Source organism: Achromobacter sp. NPDC058515 (assembly GCF_042721735.1).
Lineage (GTDB): Bacteria > Pseudomonadota > Gammaproteobacteria > Burkholderiales > Burkholderiaceae_B > Achromobacter.
Map to the genome: position 1 here is coordinate 1 of NZ_JBHXNI010000004.1, position 17905 is coordinate 17905.

At 65.3% G+C, this 17905-nt stretch carries 14 protein-coding genes; 5 read left to right on the forward strand and 9 right to left on the reverse strand.

The window, feature by feature from the left end:
• Positions 1-962: 962 nt before the first annotated feature.
• Positions 963-2426 (forward strand): ribonuclease G, encoded by a 1464-nt coding sequence (gene rng / locus ACFWP0_RS08560; RefSeq protein ID WP_377841851.1) that lies wholly within the window; start codon positions 963-965, stop codon positions 2424-2426.
• A 274-nt stretch (positions 2427-2700) separates the two neighbouring features.
• Entirely contained in the window at positions 2701-3402 is a 702-nt protein-coding gene (locus tag ACFWP0_RS08565) for a DUF3053 domain-containing protein (RefSeq protein WP_377841206.1), read from the forward strand.
• Positions 3403-3485: 83 nt separating this feature from the next.
• Here ACFWP0_RS08565 and ACFWP0_RS08570 read toward each other — a convergent pair whose 3' ends face one another.
• From ACFWP0_RS08570 to msbA, 3 genes are all read right to left on the reverse strand, one after another.
• The gene (locus ACFWP0_RS08570) at positions 3486-3716 is read right to left on the reverse strand and encodes a hypothetical protein (RefSeq protein WP_377841207.1); all 231 of its coding nucleotides are present in this window, start codon (positions 3714-3716) and stop codon (positions 3486-3488) included.
• A 134-nt stretch (positions 3717-3850) separates the two neighbouring features.
• Positions 3851-5656: a monovalent cation:proton antiporter-2 (CPA2) family protein gene (locus ACFWP0_RS08575; protein WP_377841208.1), complete on the reverse strand. Its 1806-nt coding sequence runs from the start codon at positions 5654-5656 to the stop codon at positions 3851-3853.
• Between the two features lie 169 nt (positions 5657-5825).
• Entirely contained in the window at positions 5826-7601 is a 1776-nt protein-coding gene (gene msbA, locus ACFWP0_RS08580) for a lipid A export permease/ATP-binding protein MsbA (protein ID WP_377841210.1), read from the reverse strand.
• A 102-nt stretch (positions 7602-7703) separates the two neighbouring features.
• Here msbA and ACFWP0_RS08585 point away from each other — a divergent pair, with 102 nt between their 5' ends.
• From ACFWP0_RS08585 to ACFWP0_RS08595, 3 genes are read left to right on the forward strand one after another with little or no spacing between them, the layout of a single operon-like run.
• Positions 7704-8675: a glycosyltransferase family 9 protein gene (locus tag ACFWP0_RS08585; RefSeq protein WP_377841212.1), complete on the forward strand. Its 972-nt coding sequence runs from the start codon at positions 7704-7706 to the stop codon at positions 8673-8675.
• Positions 8676-8692: 17 nt separating this feature from the next.
• Positions 8693-9457: a YdcF family protein gene (locus tag ACFWP0_RS08590; RefSeq protein ID WP_377841214.1), complete on the forward strand. Its 765-nt coding sequence runs from the start codon at positions 8693-8695 to the stop codon at positions 9455-9457.
• On the forward strand, positions 9454-9747 hold the full coding sequence (locus ACFWP0_RS08595; protein ID WP_377841215.1) for a YkgJ family cysteine cluster protein: 294 nt from the start codon (positions 9454-9456) through the stop codon (positions 9745-9747). Before ACFWP0_RS08590 ends, ACFWP0_RS08595 begins: the two co-directional genes overlap by 4 nt.
• A gap of 24 nt (positions 9748-9771) precedes the next feature.
• On the opposite strand, the gene ACFWP0_RS08600 is transcribed toward ACFWP0_RS08595, so the two are convergent.
• From ACFWP0_RS08600 to dnaE, 6 genes are read right to left on the reverse strand one after another with little or no spacing between them, the layout of a single operon-like run.
• Positions 9772-10497, reverse strand: coding sequence for a polysaccharide deacetylase family protein (locus ACFWP0_RS08600; RefSeq protein WP_377841217.1), 726 nt, complete (start codon positions 10495-10497; stop codon positions 9772-9774).
• A gap of 42 nt (positions 10498-10539) precedes the next feature.
• On the reverse strand, positions 10540-11667 hold the full coding sequence (locus ACFWP0_RS08605; protein WP_377841219.1) for a glycosyltransferase: 1128 nt from the start codon (positions 11665-11667) through the stop codon (positions 10540-10542).
• A 28-nt stretch (positions 11668-11695) separates the two neighbouring features.
• Positions 11696-12448, reverse strand: a complete 753-nt coding sequence (locus ACFWP0_RS08610) for a glycosyltransferase family 2 protein (protein WP_377841221.1) — start codon at positions 12446-12448, stop codon at positions 11696-11698.
• Positions 12445-13293: a polysaccharide deacetylase family protein gene (locus ACFWP0_RS08615; RefSeq protein WP_377841223.1), complete on the reverse strand. Its 849-nt coding sequence runs from the start codon at positions 13291-13293 to the stop codon at positions 12445-12447. Before ACFWP0_RS08615 ends, ACFWP0_RS08610 begins: the two co-directional genes overlap by 4 nt.
• Positions 13290-14390 carry a glycosyltransferase family 4 protein gene (locus ACFWP0_RS08620; protein ID WP_377841225.1) on the reverse strand — a complete coding sequence of 367 codons (1101 nt, stop codon included), beginning with the start codon at positions 14388-14390 and terminating at the stop codon, positions 13290-13292. The genes ACFWP0_RS08615 and ACFWP0_RS08620 overlap by 4 nt, the downstream gene beginning before the upstream one ends.
• Positions 14390-17881, reverse strand: coding sequence for a DNA polymerase III subunit alpha (gene dnaE / locus ACFWP0_RS08625; protein ID WP_377841226.1), 3492 nt, complete (start codon positions 17879-17881; stop codon positions 14390-14392). The genes ACFWP0_RS08620 and dnaE overlap by 1 nt, the downstream gene beginning before the upstream one ends.
• Positions 17882-17905: the final 24 nt, after the last annotated feature.

The following is a 17905-nucleotide window of genomic DNA, read 5'->3' on the forward strand; positions in this document are numbered from 1 at the left end:
GACTTGCATGTGTAAGGCATCCCGCTAGCGTTCAATCTGAGCCAGGATCAAACTCTTCAGTTTAATCTCTGTATTTGTTTCGTATTCTTGGTCTGAATAAATCCAAACCAGGTCATACGTCGCTACTCAAAGGAAGTGAGGTATGTTCTTAAACTTGACGTCTAAGGTACTTCACTTCTAGTGAGCACTTGATTTCATTGTGCTTGTGACCGGGGTTTAAAACCCAATCACGCTGCACTCGCATCAAGCGCCCACACTTATCGGTTGTTTAATTGTTAAAGAGCGGTACTGCTAAATTCTGCATTGCACTTGCTTCTTGCTGCTTCTGCCCTCAACGTCCGCCAACTCCGCTTTCGCGTCGTTGCTGTCGTTGCAGCAGAGAAACGAGATTATGAAGAAGTTTTTATCGTTTGTCAAGTCAGCGTCGTTCGTTTCAAACTTGCTTCGCCTTCTTGCCTACGACCTCTTCAGGTCTCGCCTTAGCAGCTATCGAAACATCAGGGTTAACCCTAAGTTTTCGGCAACTGCCAAGTCCAAGACTATAGCACAATTTTTGCAGATCGTGCAACTGGCTTTTGCCTGATTTGCACCAATCCTTGCAATAACCGCTGGGCTCTCATTCCTGATCGCTTTCCGCGGCAGGCCTGTCGGGTAACCCGCCTGACCTGTTGCACCTGCTTGGGCTTCGCGGCTCAAAACTGCTTGAACTGCGAAGGAGCGAGACTATAGCACAGAATTTTGGCTTGTCATGGAACGGTCGCAAGAAAGTTGTCTGCCCTGGCTGACTGGCGCTTTGAGGAGCTGCAACGCCCCGCTCCCCCAGCACAGGCGAAGCCCCTTAATACTGAGCCCCTATATAGATAGTGCGAACACCCGCTTGCCTGCCGGTTGGGTACGTTTACTATTCGCCTTGTACGCCGCACCTAATTGGAGACGAACGCCCTATGCCCCCAGCCATCGCCTTGAGCGAAGATATCCTGATCAACATCACACCCTTCGAAACCCGTGTCGCACTGGTGGAACAGGGGTCGGTGCAGGAACTGCATGTGGAACGCAGCATCCAGCGGGGCCATGTCGGCAACATCTATCTGGGGCGGGTGGTCCGCGTTCTGCCGGGCATGCAGAGCGCCTTTATTGATATCGGGCTCGAGCGCGCCGCATTCATCCATATTGCGGACTTGCGCGAGAACCGGAGCGAGCGCAGCCAGGGATTGACGCCGACGCCGATCGAAAAGCTCATTTTCGAGGGACAGACCATTATGGTTCAGGTGGTCAAGGATCCGCTGGGCACCAAGGGCGCCCGGCTGTCCACGCAGATCAGCATGGCGGGCCGCATGCTGGTGTACCTGCCCCACGACCCCCACATCGGCATTTCCCAGAAGATTGACTCGGAGTCCGAACGCATTCAGCTCAGGGAACGGCTGCAGGCGCTGATGCCCGCCGAGGAGAAAGGCGGCTTTATCGTCCGCACCCAGGCGGAAGGCGCCGACGACGAGGAATTGACCGCGGACGTGGAATACCTGCGCAAGCTCTGGAGCAGCGTCCAGGCGGCTGCGCGCACGCAGCCCGCGCCCGCCCTGCTGCACCAGGACCTGACCCTGGCGCAACGCGTGCTGCGCGACATGGTCGGACCCGGCACCGGCGCCATTCTGGTGGACTCGCGCACCACCAGCGCGGCGATGCTGGAATGGGCCCGCATTTATACGCCATCGGTGGTCGACCGGATCCAGCACTACAGCGGCGAACGGCCGCTGTTCGACACCGCCAATGTGGACGACGAGATCGCGCGCGCGCTGTCGCGCCGGGTGGATCTGAAGTCCGGCGGCTACCTGATCATCGACCAGACCGAGGCGCTGACGACGGTGGACGTCAACACGGGTGGATTCGTGGGCGGCCGCAATTTCGACGATACGATCTTCAAGACCAACCTGGAGGCCGCGCAGGCCATCGCCCGCCAGTTGCGATTGCGCAACCTGGGCGGCATCGTCATCCTGGACTTCATCGACATGGAGGAACAGGAACATCGCGAAACGGTGCTGGCCGAGTTGAAGAAAGCGCTGTCGCGCGACCGCACCCGCATGACCGTCAACGGCTTTACCCAACTGGGCCTGGTGGAGATGACCCGCAAGCGCACGCGCGATTCGCTGGCGCACCAGTTGTGCGAGCCCTGCCCCATGTGCGAGTCGCGCGGCAATGTGCGCACGCCCCGCACCGTCTGCTACGAGATCCTGCGTGAAATCCTGCGCGAGGCGCGGCAGTTCAACCCCAAGGAATTCCGCATCCTTGCGTCGCAGGACGTGGTGGACCTGTTCCTGGAAGAAGAAAGCCAGCATCTGGCGATGCTGGGCGACTTCGTGGGCAAGCGGGTGTCGCTGGAAGTGGAAAGCACGTACTCCCAAGAGAAGTACGACATCATTTTGGTCTAGCCTTCCGCGTTTATCTCCACGCATCAGGATCGCTCCGAAAGCCGCGCACAGCCCCGCGGCTTTTTTTGTGCGCCTCGAAAGCAGTGCGTGAGTATGTCTAGCCGAATCAGGCGCGCGATTCAAGTCGAGATGTGTAGTTTGTGTGTCTTAAAGATTCGTTTGAAATGAAGTTTGAAACCGGTGGCGGCGCACAAGGCTTGCCGATAAGCTGCGGGCGCTTTGGGGGTCACGTCCCGTCTGGCGCCCTTTCTTTTGCTTTCCGGAGGTCAATGCAATGAAGTCCCTATTCCGTCCGTTCCTGATGTTGGTCGCGGCGCTGCCGCTTGTGCTGGCGGCCTGCGGCGACAAGGAACCTGAACAGCGTGCCGCGTTCACGCAGTTCTTGCAGACCCGCATCGTCGACAAACCCGGCGTGCGCGTGCCGCAATTGACGGATGAAGAGAAGAAGTCCTTCGGCGATTACGCGGCCCAGTACGCGGTGATCACCGACTTCAACGCGGGCATGGACGCGTCGGTCAAGCCGCTGTCGGGCATCATGCAGAAAGGCGCCATGCGCTCGCTGAACGACATCGTCACCCGGCGCGACGACCTGAAGACCGTGCAGGCCGGGCTTAACGACATGAACGCCGCCTTGAAGGAGCAGCAAGCCAAGGCGGACGCCGCCCGCGCGCAACTCAAACAACCGGCCGACTTGAAGGCGGTATACGACAAGGCCTACGAGAAGACGGTGAGCCTGCCGGCCGACACGTTCCGGGACGTGCTGCCGCAACTGAATGCCACGTTCGACAGCAGCCTCAAGATTGCCGATTACGTGGAGGCCAACAAGGCGCAGATCGAGATCGCCGGTCCGGTGGTGAAGGTGCAGGACCCGGCCGTGCAAGCCAAGCTGAACCAGCTGCTGCAAGACCTGAATGCCCAGGCCAAGAACGTGCAGCAGGCGCAGACGCGCTTGCAGGCCGTGATGCTCGGCCGCTAAGCGCCGCCAACGGAAAGCCCCGCCGCGTCATCGACGCGACGGGGCTTTTTCATGGCTGGCGCAAGGCGCCCCGGAGCGCGTCCTTACGACACCGCCGCGGCGGCGATGCGGAAGGGGAAGGCCTTCGCGCCTCTTGCCTTGTCGGTCTCGCGGTGAGCGCCGATGGCCCACGCGGGACCCGCCCATCCGGTATGGGACATCAGCTGGCGCATCGAGCCGGCTGAAAATCCGCAACGAAGGGTCAAAGCCTGACGCCGGGCAAGCTCGACGCCAATCGCGTGCGGCGTGGTGGAATTGCGGTCCGATTGCAGCATGGCACCCCCCTGGCAAATGCGCTTCGTCAGTGAAGCGTCATTACGGACCAATCTACCTTAGCCGCCAGCGTTTGCGCGTGAAATGATGCGTAAAGTAATGCAAAGATACCGAAATGGTGGAGCAAATACGGCAATCAGGCGGAAGGATTAGGCGCCGTCTCGCTGGTTTCGCGGTCGGGCCTGTCATTTTTGCCATCCGGCTGGCTCGTCATATTTCCGTAAAGAAGCGACCGGCCGGCAAACAGCCCCCCCGCCACTTCCAGTTCAAAGCGTTCCGTATCGCGCTGGCGCACGTCCTGCATCACCCCTTCGGCCTCATCCGCCGGCACGCCGATCGCGCGCAACGCAGCTTCGCCGAAGACCAGGGCGGACTCCAGGGTCTCGCGAACCTGATAGTCCACGCCCTCCTTGGCCAGCGCCAGCGCGTGGATGCGGTCATAAGCGCGCACCACCACCCGCACGAGCGGGAATTCGGACTTGATCAGCTTGACCATATGGGTAGCCGCCCGCGGATCGTTGATGCAGATGAGGATGGCGCAAGCGCGCTCCGCGCCGGCGGACCGCAGCATGTCGACGCGCGTACCGTCCCCGTAATAGACCTTGACGCCCCATTTTGCGGCGGCGCGAATGGCGTCGGTGTCGGTATCCAGGATGGACACTTTCAGGTCGCGGGCCAGCATCGCCTGCGTCACGATCTGCCCGAAACGGCCAAACCCCACGATCAGCGCGCAGCCGTCCAGGTCGCGGGCGACGTCCACGCCGTCCATGGAGGGCGCGGGCTTGGGCAGCAGCCAGCGCAAGGACAGGACGCACAGCGGGGTCAGCGCCATCGAGATGATGACGATGGCCGTCAGCACCGCGCCCACGTGCGCGTCGAAAATGCCCTTGTCGGTCGCAGCCCCGTACAGCACGAACGCGAATTCACCTCCTTGGGCGAGCAGCGCTGCGCGAGTCACGGCTTCGGCGTTCGTGGCGCGCAGCAGCCGCGCCACGACATACACGCCGACGGACTTCACCAGCATGAACACCACGACGCCCGCCAGGATGAGCGGCCATTCGCGCGCCACGGCCGACAGGTCCAGGGACATGCCCACGCCCAGGAAAAACAGCCCGAGCAGGATGCCGCGAAACGGCTCGACCTCCGCCTCCAGTTGATGGCGGAAGGTGGATTCAGACAGCAGCACCCCTGCCAGGAAGGCGCCCATCGCCATGGACAGGCCGCCCAGCTCCATCAGCAGCGCGGCACCCAGCACGACCAGCAAGGCGGCGGCCGTCATGACCTCGCGGGCGCGCGCGGCGGCCAGCAGGCGGAACAGCGGGTTGAGCAGCCAGCGGCCCGCCGCCAGCAGCGCCAGGATGCAGCCCAGCGCGATGGCCGATTGCAGCCAAGGATCGCCGTGGTCGGCGCTGCCAGCCGGGGCCAGCAGCGTCGCCAGGGCGAGCAACGGCACGATGGCCAGGTCTTCGAGCAGCAGGATGGAGACGATGCGCTGGCCCTGGGCGCTGGCGGTCTCGTCGCGCTCGCCCAGTATCTGCATCACGATGGCGGTGGACGACAGCACGAACCCCATCGCCGCCATGAAGGCCGCGGCGCCGGACAAGCCGGCCAGCAGGCCGACGGCCGTCAGCAGCCCGCCGCAGGCCAGCACCTGGGCCACGCCCAGGCCGAAGATCTCGCCGCGCAGTTTCCACAGGCGGGAGGGCTGCATTTCCAGGCCGATGATGAAAAGAAACATCACCACGCCCAGTTCGGCCACGTGCAGGATGGACTTGGAGTCGGAGAAGAAGCCAATGCCGAACGGACCGATGACGAGGCCCGCGGCCAGATAGCCCAGGACCGAGCCCAGCCCAAGCCGCTTGAACAAGGGGACCGCGACGACCGCCGCCCCCAGCAGGACGACGACGTTGATGAGTTGATTGCCTTCGGGAGGCAGGGCCATGAGGCGCTCCTGGTTGCACGGCGGGCCAAAGCGCCTGAAGCGCCGCGCGGCCCGGATCGGGCGCGCTTAGTCCATTTTCCGGCAATCCGCCGGATTGGCAATCAGGAACTTCGGCAGGAAAAACAAACCGCCGCGAAGGGCGGCGGGTTGGGGACGGCGGGGACGCGCTTCAGTCGTCGCGGAATTGCATCTTGTAGAGCGAGGCGTACAGGCCGCCGGCGGCCAGCAGGTCCGCATGGGGGCCCTGCTCGACGATCTTGCCGGCGTCCAGCACGATGATGCGGTCCGCATTCTGCACGGTGGACAGGCGATGGGCGATGACCAGCGTGGTGCGTCCCTTCATCAGGCGTTCGAGCGAGGCCTGGACCTGGCGCTCGGACTCGTTGTCCAGCGCGGAGGTAGCCTCGTCCAGGATCAGGATGGGCGCGTTCTTGATGAGCGCGCGGGCAATCGCCAGCCGCTGGCGCTGGCCGCCCGACAGGCGGGCGGCGTTCTCGCCGACCGGCGTGTTGACGCCCTGCGGCAGGCCTTCGACGAACTCCAGCAAATTGGCCGCGGCCAGCGCGTCGCGCACCTTCTGCTCGCTGGACTCGCCCGAAGCGCCATAGCCGACGTTGGCGGCGATGGTGTCGTCGAACAGCACCACGTCCTGGCTCACCAGCGACAGGTGCGAGCGCAGGCTGCGCAGCGTCAGGTCGTCAATGGGCACGTCGTCCACGAGGATCTGGCCGCTGTCGGCCAGCACGAAGCGCGGCAGCATATTGACCAGCGTGGTCTTGCCGCTGCCCGAACGGCCCACCAGGGCCACGGTCTGCCCCGGCTCCACGACGAAGGAAATATCCTGGACGGTATCGCGGTCGGCGTCGGGGAAGCGGTGCGAGACGCCGCGGAATTCGACCTTGCCGCGCACCGGTTCGGGCAGTTGCTTGGAGCCGGTCTCGTTTTCGGGAGTCTGGTCGATCAGCGTGAACACGCTTTCGGCGGAAACCAGCATCTTCTGCATTTTCGCCGCGACGTTGGTCAGGCGCTTGATGGGGTCGAAGATCTGGGCCAGCGCGGCCATGAAGGAGGCGAAGCTGCCCACGGTGAGCGCGCCGCTGTTGGCCTGGCTGAGCGCCACGGCGATGACGGCGCCGACCGAAATCGAGATGCACACCTGGGTCAGCGGCGTCAGGGCCGCGTCGGCGGTGGCGGTGCGCATGGCGAAGCGGCGCAGGCGCCGGCTGACGAAATCAAACCGGCCGCGCTCGACTTCGTAGCCGTCGAACAGCTTGATGACGCGCTGGCCGTCGATGCCCTCGCCGACCACGCGGGTCAGCTCGGCGTTCATGTTGACGGTTTCTCGGTTGATGCGGCGCAGGCGCTTGATGAAAAAGCGGGAGATCATTACCGATACCGGCAGCATGACCAGGATGATCAGCGTCAGCACCCACGACATATACAGCAGCACGCAGATCAGCGCGATGACGACCAGGGTTTCCCGCACCAGAACGGTGATGACGTCGGTGGCGTACCCGGTGACGTTGCCGGCGTCGATCGTGAAGCGGTTCAGGAGGCGGCCGGTGTCGCCGCGCTTGAAGTCGGCGTCGGGCAGGCCCAGCAGGCGCTCGAACATGTCGCGGCGCATGCCCAGCAGCACATTGTTGGCCACCCAGGCCAGCAGGTAATCGCTGAAGAAGTTGCAGATGCCGCGCAGCAGGATCAGGCCCACGACCGCCAGGGGCAAGGCCCAGACGTAGTAGGGTTTGGTGCCCGAGAAGCCGCCGTCGAGCAAGGGCTTCATAATGACGGCCAGGACGGGTTGCGTGGCCGCCGCGCCCGCCATCAGCAGAACGGCCGCCACCAACCCCTTCCAATAGGAACCCACGCGGCTGTAGATCCGGCTCCAGAGTTCAGATTTGACGGGTTGAGAACCCGCGGGCGCATTGCGTGCGGCAGAATTCAAAGGGATCACTCGCTTTTATACAATTGTGCCCAGGATTGTACCGGCTGCGCGCCCGCGCGCTGGCCCCGCCCCCTTAGCCCTAAACGCGCGACGCGCCCATCCATGTCCGATATCAGTTGCTTGTACGTCCGGTTGCCCAATTGGGTGGGCGACGTCTGCATGAGCCTGCCCAGCCTGCGCGCCCTGCACGCCAGCGGCCTGCCCTTGGTGATCTGCGCCCGCCCCTGGGCCCGCGATCTGCTCGACGGCGTCGCCAAGCAGGATTTCATCCCCATGCGCGGCAAGGTGGGCCCGGACCGGGCCGCCGTCAGCGCCCACCGGCGCGCCCTGGGCGCCCAGGGCCGCCACGCCCGCGGCCTGCTGCTGCCGGACTCGCTGTCCAGCGCGCTGGTCTTCCGGCTGGCCGGCCTGCCTTCGGCGGGCTACCGGGACGACGGCCGCAGCTTTCTGCTGCGCTGGCCGTTCGCCAAGCCGGCCGAATCCCTGCATGCCGTCGAGTCCTGGCACCACCTGACCCGCGCAGCCCTGACCCGCTGGGGCCTGCCTTCCGGCCCCGCGCAGCCGGGCCCGACGCTGGACCTGCCCTTGACGCCGGCCCACCAGGCCGCCGCCGGCCAGGCGCTGGAGGCAGCCGGCCTGGCGGGCCGGCGTTTCGTGCTGATCGCACCCACCGCCACCGGCCTGCACAAGGGAAAAATCAAGGTCTGGCCAGGTTTCGATACACTTACCCGCGCCTTGCAGGCTCGCGGCCATACCGTGGTAATGTGCCCTCCTCCGGCCGAAACCGACGAAGCGCGGCGCAATGCGCCGACCGCGCAATTGCTCCCGCCGCTGTCGCTGGGCGCCTTCGCGGCGCTGACAGCCAGGGCGGCGCTGGTGATCTGTAACGATTCCGGCGTGTCGCACGTGGCTGCGGCAGCCGCCGCCCGGGAGCTCACGCTGTTTGGCGTGACGCGGCCAGGAAGGACGGGCCCGTGGTCTCCGCGCGCGGTATGCGTGGGATCCGAAGAGGCCTGGCCTTCCGGAGAAGAAGTTGAACGGCAGGCGAACAGCCTGCTGGATGGTGCGCAGTAATCAGGATTGTCTTTGAAATGACCTTGTCCAGCTATCTCACGAATCTGATCATTCCCTACAACTTGTGCTTGACCCTGGTCGTCGTCGGACTGGTGCTCGGGCTGTTCCGGCTGCGCAAGACCGGCGGCGCCCTCATCGTCGCGGGCTTGCTCTGGGCGCTGGCCTGGTCCCTGCCCGCCACGTCGATATGGGCCGGCGGCGCGCTGGAGAACCGCTATCCGCACTTGCCGCCGTCGGAGTCGCCGACGGCCGACGCCATCGTGGTGCTGGGCGGCAATACCGCCAACGGGCGCGCCAACTGGTTCCTGCCCTATGACAAGGAGACGGCGGTCGTGCGCGTGGACACCGCGGCCCAACTCTACCTGGCCGGCCGCGCGCCCAAGGTGCTGCTGTCGGGCGGCGCGCTGGAGGGCGACGTCAGCGAAGCCCGGGGCATGGCGCATTCCATCCGCCAGCAGGGCGTGCCGGAAACGGCGCTGATCCTGGAAAATTCCAGCCGCACCACCTACGAGAACGCGGCTCTGACCGAAGACCAGCTCAAGTCGCGCGGCATCGGCAAGGTCCTGCTGGTGACCTCCGCCCTGCACATGCCGCGCGCCATGGCGGCCTTTTCCAAGCAGGGCGTGGAGGCCGTCGCGGCCCCCAATCCTCCCCAGATCGTCGCGCCGGCGGACGGCTCCCTGCCGTTGTGGCTGCCCGACCAGCGCACCTTCGACGCCAGCCGCTCCATCCTCAAGGAATACGCGGGCCTGTTCATCTACTGGCTGCGCGGGTGGGTATGAGCCTGGCCGCGGCGCCCGCGCTGGAATGCCGCGCGGGATGCGGCGCCTGTTGCATCGCGCCGTCGATCACCCGGCCGATACCGGGAATGCCGCAAGGCAAGCCCGCCGGCACACCCTGTATTCAATTGCTGCCGGACATGCGCTGCGCGATCTTCGGCCAGCCGTCCCGGCCGGATTTCTGCGGCGGCCTGCAGCCCCAGCGCGAAATGTGCGGTCCGGATCGCGAACACGCGATCCTGTGGCTGGGAGACCTGGAGCGCGCTACGGCGCCCGTACAGCGATTGCCCTAGCAAAGGTCGATCGGCAGCCGCCGGTCAGCGGCGCCTGCGGGCGTCTTCGTACCCGGTCAGGCACTTCTGGAGGAAGCGGATGATGTTGGTGGAACGCGCCACCAACACCCGCGGCAATCCGAACGGATCGTCGGACGCCCCTGCCAGGCCGCGCTGGGTCACCGTGGCGTTTTCGTAGCCGGCTTCCCGCACCATGACCCGGTGTTCCGGACCGTGGTCGCCATAGGGATAGCAAAAGGCGGTGACGGGCGCGCCCAGCGCCTGTTCGAGTTCGTTCTTGGACTCGGCGATCTGGCGCCGGGCTTCCTCGGGGGGCATCTCGGACAGGTGGACGTGGTCCAGGGTGTGCGAGCCGACCTCGTTGCCGGCCTTGGCCCATTCCCGCATTTCGTTCACGGTCATCAACGCCGAGAAGGGGATGCCCTTTTGCAGGTCCCACACATTGCCGCCGTCGAACTGGCGCGCCACGAAATAATTGGTGGCGGTGAATCCCAGTTCGCTCAGCACCGGCATCGCGTTGTGGTGAACATTGCGATAGCCGTCGTCAAACGTGATGGCGAACACCTTGCCTTGCCGCTCTCCACGCACGTAGGGCATCGCGTCGCGCATGGAGAGGCCGCGATAGCCCAGCCGGCGCATCCAGCGCATCTGGCGGGCAAAACTATCGGGGTGCACCGTCAGCCCGCGAAACGGCGTGCCCCTGGGGTTGGGCTCGCCGATCTGGTGGTACATGAGAATTGGTATGGCCATGCGGCAGATTATAGAGGGCAGCCCCCCGCCGGGAGGCAACGCTCAATGCGCCGTACGCGTCAAGCTCAAGTAGACCTGTTCCGTGCGCCGAGCGAACTGGTCCAGTCCGAATTCCGCCACGCTCTTGGCGCGCGCCGCGACGCCCATGCGCGCGACGCATCCGGGTTCGTTCAATATCCCCGCCAGCACTTCGGCCACCGCTTCCGGATTGCGCTTAGGCACGATCCAGCCGTCGACGCCCACCTCGATGTTCTCGGGCAGTCCGCCCTGATCCGACACGATGACCGGCAATCCCATGGACATCATCTCGCGGCAGGCGAACGAAATGGTCTCGACGCGGTACGAAAGCACGAAGCCCAGATCAAGCGCAGCCAGAAACGGGCGCACGTCATCGAGCATGCCGGCAAAGATAACCCGGTCGGCCAGCCCCAACGCCTGTATTTCCTGCATCTGCCCGGCGTCGGGCGGGGCGCCGGCCAGCGCAATGTAAACGCCAGCGGCGCGCGGTCCGAGTTGGGACACGGCGCGGGCCATATCCATCCAGCCTTTGTATGAATTCGTGCCCGCGTTGCTGCCCAGCAGCAGCGTGCATTTCGCCGCGTGCTCACCCAGCAATTCGGCGCGCGCCGCGCGCGCGCGCTCATCGGGCCAAGGCGAGTAGCGTTCGATATCCACACCGTTGGCGATGGTGGAAACAGGCCGGGTGGCGTAGGGAGAGGCGCGAAGCATGCGCTCGACGAAATCGCACACGCCAATCACGTGGTCCGTGCCCACACGCGCGCGCAATGCGGCTCCGACGTACGAAATAGGAATGTCATTGTGCTTGGTCAGCACGATGCGCGGACGGCGCTTTCCCATGCCCATGCAGGCCAGAATGACGGTGCGATGATCGGAAGACCCATTGACATGGACCACGTCGATCTGCTGGGAGACGATCACACGCCGCAGGCTGCGCGCGGCCGCCAGGCGCTTGCCCAGCCTGTTCGGGAAGTCCTGGGCCACAACGTGCACGCCCGGCACGTCGCCCGCCAGCCGGTGAAGGCTGCTGCCATCCGGCGCGGCGACGGTGAGGCGATGGCGCTGCGCCAATGCGCGCAGCAGCGAGACCACGTAAATGGTGTGGCCGCCAATCGTGGCATTGCCGTGATAGTTCGTATAAAGAATGTTCATTGGATTGGCGCACTAGGACGCGTGGTGTTCACTTGCCGCGGGTAGTCAGGAACATGAGCTTGGCGTAGCGCAGGAAGCTGCCTGTTGCCGCAATCACGGCCAGGACCAGGCCATGGCGGCCATCCAGGAAGCCGCGCCGGATCAGATAGATGCGCACGAAGGTCCAGAAGCCATGGCCGAGCGCGCCGAAGACCGATGTGCGCCGCCCCTTGGCATGCATCATCGCGGCCGCGTCGGACGAATAGCGATTGACCTTGGTGATCAGCGCGTCCAGGTTGTCGTAGGGGTAGTGGCGGAAATGGCCGCTCAGCCGCAGGGGCTGGCCGCCGGCCGGCACCACGCGCTCATGCACGGCGGCGTCGGTGAAGCGCGCCGTGCCGCGCTTGAACAGGCGCAGCACGTAGTCGGGCCACCAGCCGCTGTGGCGGATATCGCGGCCGCAGAAGTTCGACAGCCGCGCGATCTCGTAGGCATCGCCGCGCGGGTCGCGCAGCACGTCCTGGATTTCCTGGGCCAGTTCGGGCGTGACGCGCTCGTCGGCGTCGATCGACAGCACCCAGTCGCCCGTCGCCAGGTCCAGCGCGCGGTTTTTCTGGGGCCCGAAGCCGGGCCAGTCGGGCGTCACTTCGACCCGCGCGCCCAAGGCTTGCGCCAGTTCCACGGTGCCGTCGGTGCTGCCCGAATCCACCACGATGAATTCGTCGGCAAACGCCACGGACTTGAGGCAGGCGGCGATGTTCGCCGCTTCGTTCTTGGTGATGATGATGACTGATAACTTCATCCGCGATTCCTAAGACGCTTTTTCCAGGCCTTCCAGGCGTGATAGCGCGGACCCCAGAACGGGTCGCGCGACAGCCAGATGCGCCGGTTCAACCAGGCGCCGCCCTGATTGCGCACCGCGAAACGATAGATGTGTCCGGGGTCCGCGCCGGGGGTGTTCTGCCCGAAAGGGTCGGTAGTGTACAAGTGCCGGAACCCCGCCTGCCGGGCCGCGGCCACATAGTCGGCGTCGAAATAGCCCTGGGGCCAGCAGAGGTGGTCGCTGACCCCGCCCAGCCGGCTGGCCAGCGCGTCGCGGGAGTCGTGCAGATCTTGCGCGATGCGCTCGCGCTTGGCCTGCACGTCGGGGCCGCAGATCTTGTCCCAGCGGGTGTGCGTATGTGTGTGGGAATGGAATTCGAAGGTGCCCGCGGCCTGCATGGCCTCGATCTCGCTCCAGCGCAGCATGGCCTCGTCGGCGCGGCCCGCCGCCACCAGCTGCTTGCAGGCGTCGTGGTCGGGCGTGGGAGGCAATGCCCCACCCTGCCCCGCATGCGGCCGCGGCGGGCCGTCGCCGATCCAGCCCGTGATGGTGAACAGCACGGCGCGCATGCCGTGGCGCGCCAGCACCGGATGCGCATGCACCCAGTTGTTCAGGTAGCCGTCGTCAAAGGTGATCAGCACGGAGCGTTCCGGGACGCTGGCGCCGGCCAGGTATCCGGCGAACTGCGCGGCCGACAGCGACTGGTAGCCCGCGCGCGCCAGCCGCGCGACCTGCGCCTCGAACACATCGGGCGTCGCGGCGATCATGCCGCCGGCCGGCGTGACGTGGTGGTACATCAGCACCGGAACGTTGGGCGCGTTCATCTACGGCGCTCCGCCAGCCACTTGGTATAGAGAGCCTCGGTGGTTTCGGCAAGGCGGGCGGGCGAAAACACCGCCTCTTCCCAGACCATCTTGCGGCCGGCCTCGCCCATGCGCTGGCGCAAGGCCGGGTCGTCGATCAGGCGTTGCAAGGCCTCGGTCAGCGCGGCCTGGTCCTTGGGCGGGACCAGGATGCCGGTCACGCCGTTGCGGAACATCTCGGACACGCCGCCGACGTTCGTGCCGACCACGGGCAGGCCGCTGGCCTGCGCTTCGACGTAGACCGTGCCGGACGCTTCCTGCTGCGTCGCCAGCGCGAAAAGGTCGAAGCCCGCCAGCAGGTTGGGAACATCGCGCCGCGTGCCCATCAAGTGGATGCGGTCCTGCAGCCTGCGCTCGGCGATATACGCCTTCGTCTGCTCGAAGACCGGCGATCCGGCGCCGACGAACACCAGGTGCAGCTTGGGCCGATTGGCCATGAGCGGCGCGATCGCGTTGATCAGATCCCTGTGGCCCTTGGTGGCGCGCATGACGGCCACACAGCCCACGACGATGTCGTCGTCGGCCAGGCTCAGCTCTTCGCGCAAGGTGGAGCGCTCGACCGGCGCGGGCAGCACGATGGGCGAGTAAACGGTTGCCACCTTGTTGCGCGCCACGCCCCGGCTGATCAGGTACTCGCGCACATGGTTGCTGACCGTCGTGACCCGGTGCGGGAGGATGGTGTACGACCACAGCGACCCGACCTTGTTGGACAGGTGCCGGGTCCGCACGATCAGCGGCGTCGAGGTGAGCCGGGCGGCTGCAGCCGCGATGACGGTATCGCGCCGGCTGTGCGTGTTGAGCACGTCGAAACGCCCTTCTTTCAGGATGTTCCGGACGGCGGCCACGCCTTTCAGGTAATTCACGGGCCCCTTCATGCTGAGGGCATGCACGGTAAAGCCGGCGTCGCGCAGGCGTTCCGTCAGCTGCGCGTGCGGCTGGCAGATTGCTTCAAGATGATGGCCGCGCGCGCGCATGGCGTGCATTTCCTTGAATATTCTTCCTTCCTGGCCGCCAAAACTGGTGGCTGCCTCCGAGTGCACGATACGCAGGCTGGGCATTAATAAGTGACCTCCACTCCGTCGGGCTTGGTCCAGTCGTTCAGGTTCGCCAGCAGCGTATCGGCCATGCGCACGCGCCATTCTTCCCCGAGCCGGACCGTGCACAGGAAGTTGTTCTTGGTATAGACGATGTCGACCGGCACGCCCGGAATGCCGTTCTCGGGCTCGGCGCGGAACGGATTGAGCATCTGGCGCAGGCGGGCGGCGTCGGCGCTGCCGTTGAGCTTGACGCGCAAGGACTTGGCGCGCGCCTCGCGGGCCAGTTGCAGGTCATAGAGCTGCTCGGCCACGATGCGCATGCCGCCGGAGTAGTCGTCATTGCTGACCTTGCCCTGGACGATGACGAGCTGGTCTTCGCGCAGCCGGTTGCGGTGCTTTTCGTAGAGTTCGTTGAAGACCGAGATCTCGACCTGCGCCGTGCCGTCGTCCAGCACGGCGAAGACCATCTTGCCCCGGCGGGTCATCATGACGCGCACGCTGGCCAGCACGCCGCACATCCATTGCAGGTCGCGCTGCGGTTCCACGCGGACAAGCTGCATCGGCACGATGCGGCGCACTTCGTCGCGCCACGCGTCGAAGAGGTGCCCGCTGTAGTAGTAGCCCAGCGCGGACTTTTCTTCCGTCAGCTTCTTGTGCAGGTCCCACGGCGCCACCTTGGCCAGCTCGCCGGCGACGACGTCGCCGCTGTCGTCGCCGAACAGCGAGGCCTGGTTGGCGCTGCGGGCAGCCTGCTCGGCCGCCTCCATGGCGGTGGGAACCGAAGCCAGCATCGCGGCGCGGTTGGGTTCGATGGTGTCGAACGCGCCCGCCTTGATCAGGGCCTCGATGGTGCGGCGGTTGACCGCCTGCTTGCTGACGCGGCGGCAGAAGTCGAACAGGTTGAGGAACGGGCCGCCTTCCTTGCGCGCGCGCAGGATGTCTTCGACAGCGCCCTGGCCCGTGCCCTTGACCGCGCCCAGGCCGTAGCGCATCGTGCGCGGCGGCTTGCCCTTTTCGGTGTGCTTGTCGGCGACGGGCTCGAAGCGGTAGCCCGAGAAATTCACGTCCGGCGGCAGCACCTCGACGCCGTTGTCCTGGGCGTCGCGGCAGAAGATCTGGACCTTGTCCGTGTCGTCCATGTCGGAGGACATGGTGGCGGCCAGGAATTCGGTCGGGTGATAGGCCTTGAGCCAGGCCGTCTGGTACGAGATCAGCGCGTACGCGGCCGAGTGCGACTTGTTGAAGCCGTATCCCGCGAACTTCTCCATCAGGTCGAACAGCTTGACCGCCAGGTCGGGGTCATGGCCCTTTTCCTTGGCGCCCTGCTCGAAGAGCTCGCGGTGCTTGGCCATTTCCTCGGGCTTTTTCTTGCCCATGGCGCGGCGCAGCAGGTCGGCGCCGCCCAGCGAATAGCCCCCGATGATCTGGGAGATCAGCATCACCTGTTCCTGGTAGACGATGACCCCGTAGGTGCTCTTGAGCGTGCTTTCCAGGTCTGAGTGGAAGTAGTCCACCGCGGCGCGGCCGTGCTTGCGGTTGACGAAGTCGTCCACCATGCCCGATTCCAGCGGCCCCGGACGGTACAGGGCCAGCATGGCGATGATGTCTTCGAACGTGTTGGGCCGCAGCTTCTTCAGCAGTTCCTTCATGCCGCGCGATTCCAGCTGGAACACGGCGGTAGTGTTGGCGTCGCAGAGAATCTTGTAGGCGGCCGGATCGTCCAGTTCAAGCGCCATGACGTCGAAGTCGCGCTTGCCTTCGTTGAACTGGCGCACGTAGCGCACGGCCCAGTCCAGGATGGTCAGGTTGCGCAGGCCCAGGAAGTCGAACTTCACCAGGCCGGCCGCCTCGACGTCGTCCTTGTCGAACTGCGAGACCGCGCTGTTCTCCTGCCCCGGCTGGCAGTACAGCGGGCAGAAGTCGGTGAGCTTGCCGGGCGCGATGAGCACCCCGCCCGCGTGCATGCCGATGTTGCGGGTCAGGCCTTCCAGCGGCTTGGCCAGGTCGACCAGCGCGCGCACTTCCTCTTCCTGCTCGTAGCGGTCCTTGAAGGCGGGCTCGTCCTTCAGGGTGCGTTCCAGCGTCCAGGGATCCATCGGGTTGAACGGGATCAGCTTGGACAGGCCATCGCAGAACATATAGGGCATGTCCAGCACGCGGCCGGCATCGCGCACCACGGCCTTGGCGCCGAGCGTGCCGAAGGTGGCGATCTGGCTCACGGCCGCGCGGCCGTATTTTTCCTTGACGTAGTCGATGACCCGTTCGCGGTTGTCCTGGCAGAAGTCGATATCGAAGTCGGGCATGGAGACCCGCTCGGGATTCAGGAAGCGCTCGAACAGCAAGTCATAGCGGATCGGGTCCAGGTCGGTAATGCCCAGTGCGTAGGCCACGAGCGAACCGGCGCCCGACCCGCGCCCCGGCCCCACCGGCACCCCGTTGTTCTTGCCCCAGTTGATGAAGTCCTGCACGATCAGGAAGTAGCCCGGGAAGCCCATCTGGATGATGGTCTTGCACTCCCAGCGCAGGCGTCCGTAGTACTGCTCGCGCTTGGACTCGCGTTCGGCCACGTCGGGGAACAGGAACTCCATGCGCTTTTCCAGCCCTTCTTCCGACAGCTGGACCAGGTAGTCGTCCAGCGTGACGCCGTCGGGCGTGGGGAAGTCGGGCAGGCGCGGCTTGCCCAGCACCAGGCTGAGGTTGCAGCGCTTGGCGATTTCCACCGTATTGGCCAGCGCCGAGGGCACGTCGGCGAAGCGCCGCGCCATTTCCTCGGAACTGAGCAGGTACTGTTCCTTGGTGAACCGGCGCACGCGGCGCGGATTGGCCAGGATTTCGCCTTCGGCGATGCAGACGCGGGCCTCGTGCGCCTGGAATTCGAACTCGTCCAGGAACTGCACCGGGTGCGTGGCCACGACCGGCAGGCCGGCCTCGCCCGCCAGCCGCATGGCGGCCTGGCAATAGGCTTCGTCGCCGTCCATGCCGGCGCGCTGCAATTCGATGTAGTAGCTGCCCGGGAACAGGTGCGCCCATTGGCGCGCCAGCGCCAGCGCCGACACGGCGTTGCCGGCGTCCAGCGCCTGCCCCACGTCGCCCCCGCGGCCGCCCGACAGGGCGATCAGGCCCTCCTGTCCTTGCAGCCATTCGCGGCGGATTTCGGCGCGGCCCTTGCCCTGGTTCGTCAGGAAGGACTTGGAAAGCAATTCGCACAGGTTCAGGTAGCCCTGGTGGTTGCGCACCAGCAGCAGCAGGCGGAACGGCTTGGCCAGGTCTTCGTCGTTGGTGACCCAGACGTCGCAGCCCGCGATGGGCTTGACGCCGGCGCCGCGCGCGCCCTTGTAGAACTTGATCAGGCCGAACAGGTTGGACAGGTCGGTCAGCGCCACCGCGGGCTGGCCCAGCTTGGCGACACGCTTGATGAGGTCGGGGATGCGCACCGTGCCATCCACGACCGAAAACTCGGAGTGAACGCGCAGATGGACAAATGGGGACGGAGTTGTTACGGCTTCGGACATAGCGGAATTGTACCTAGGCCATCT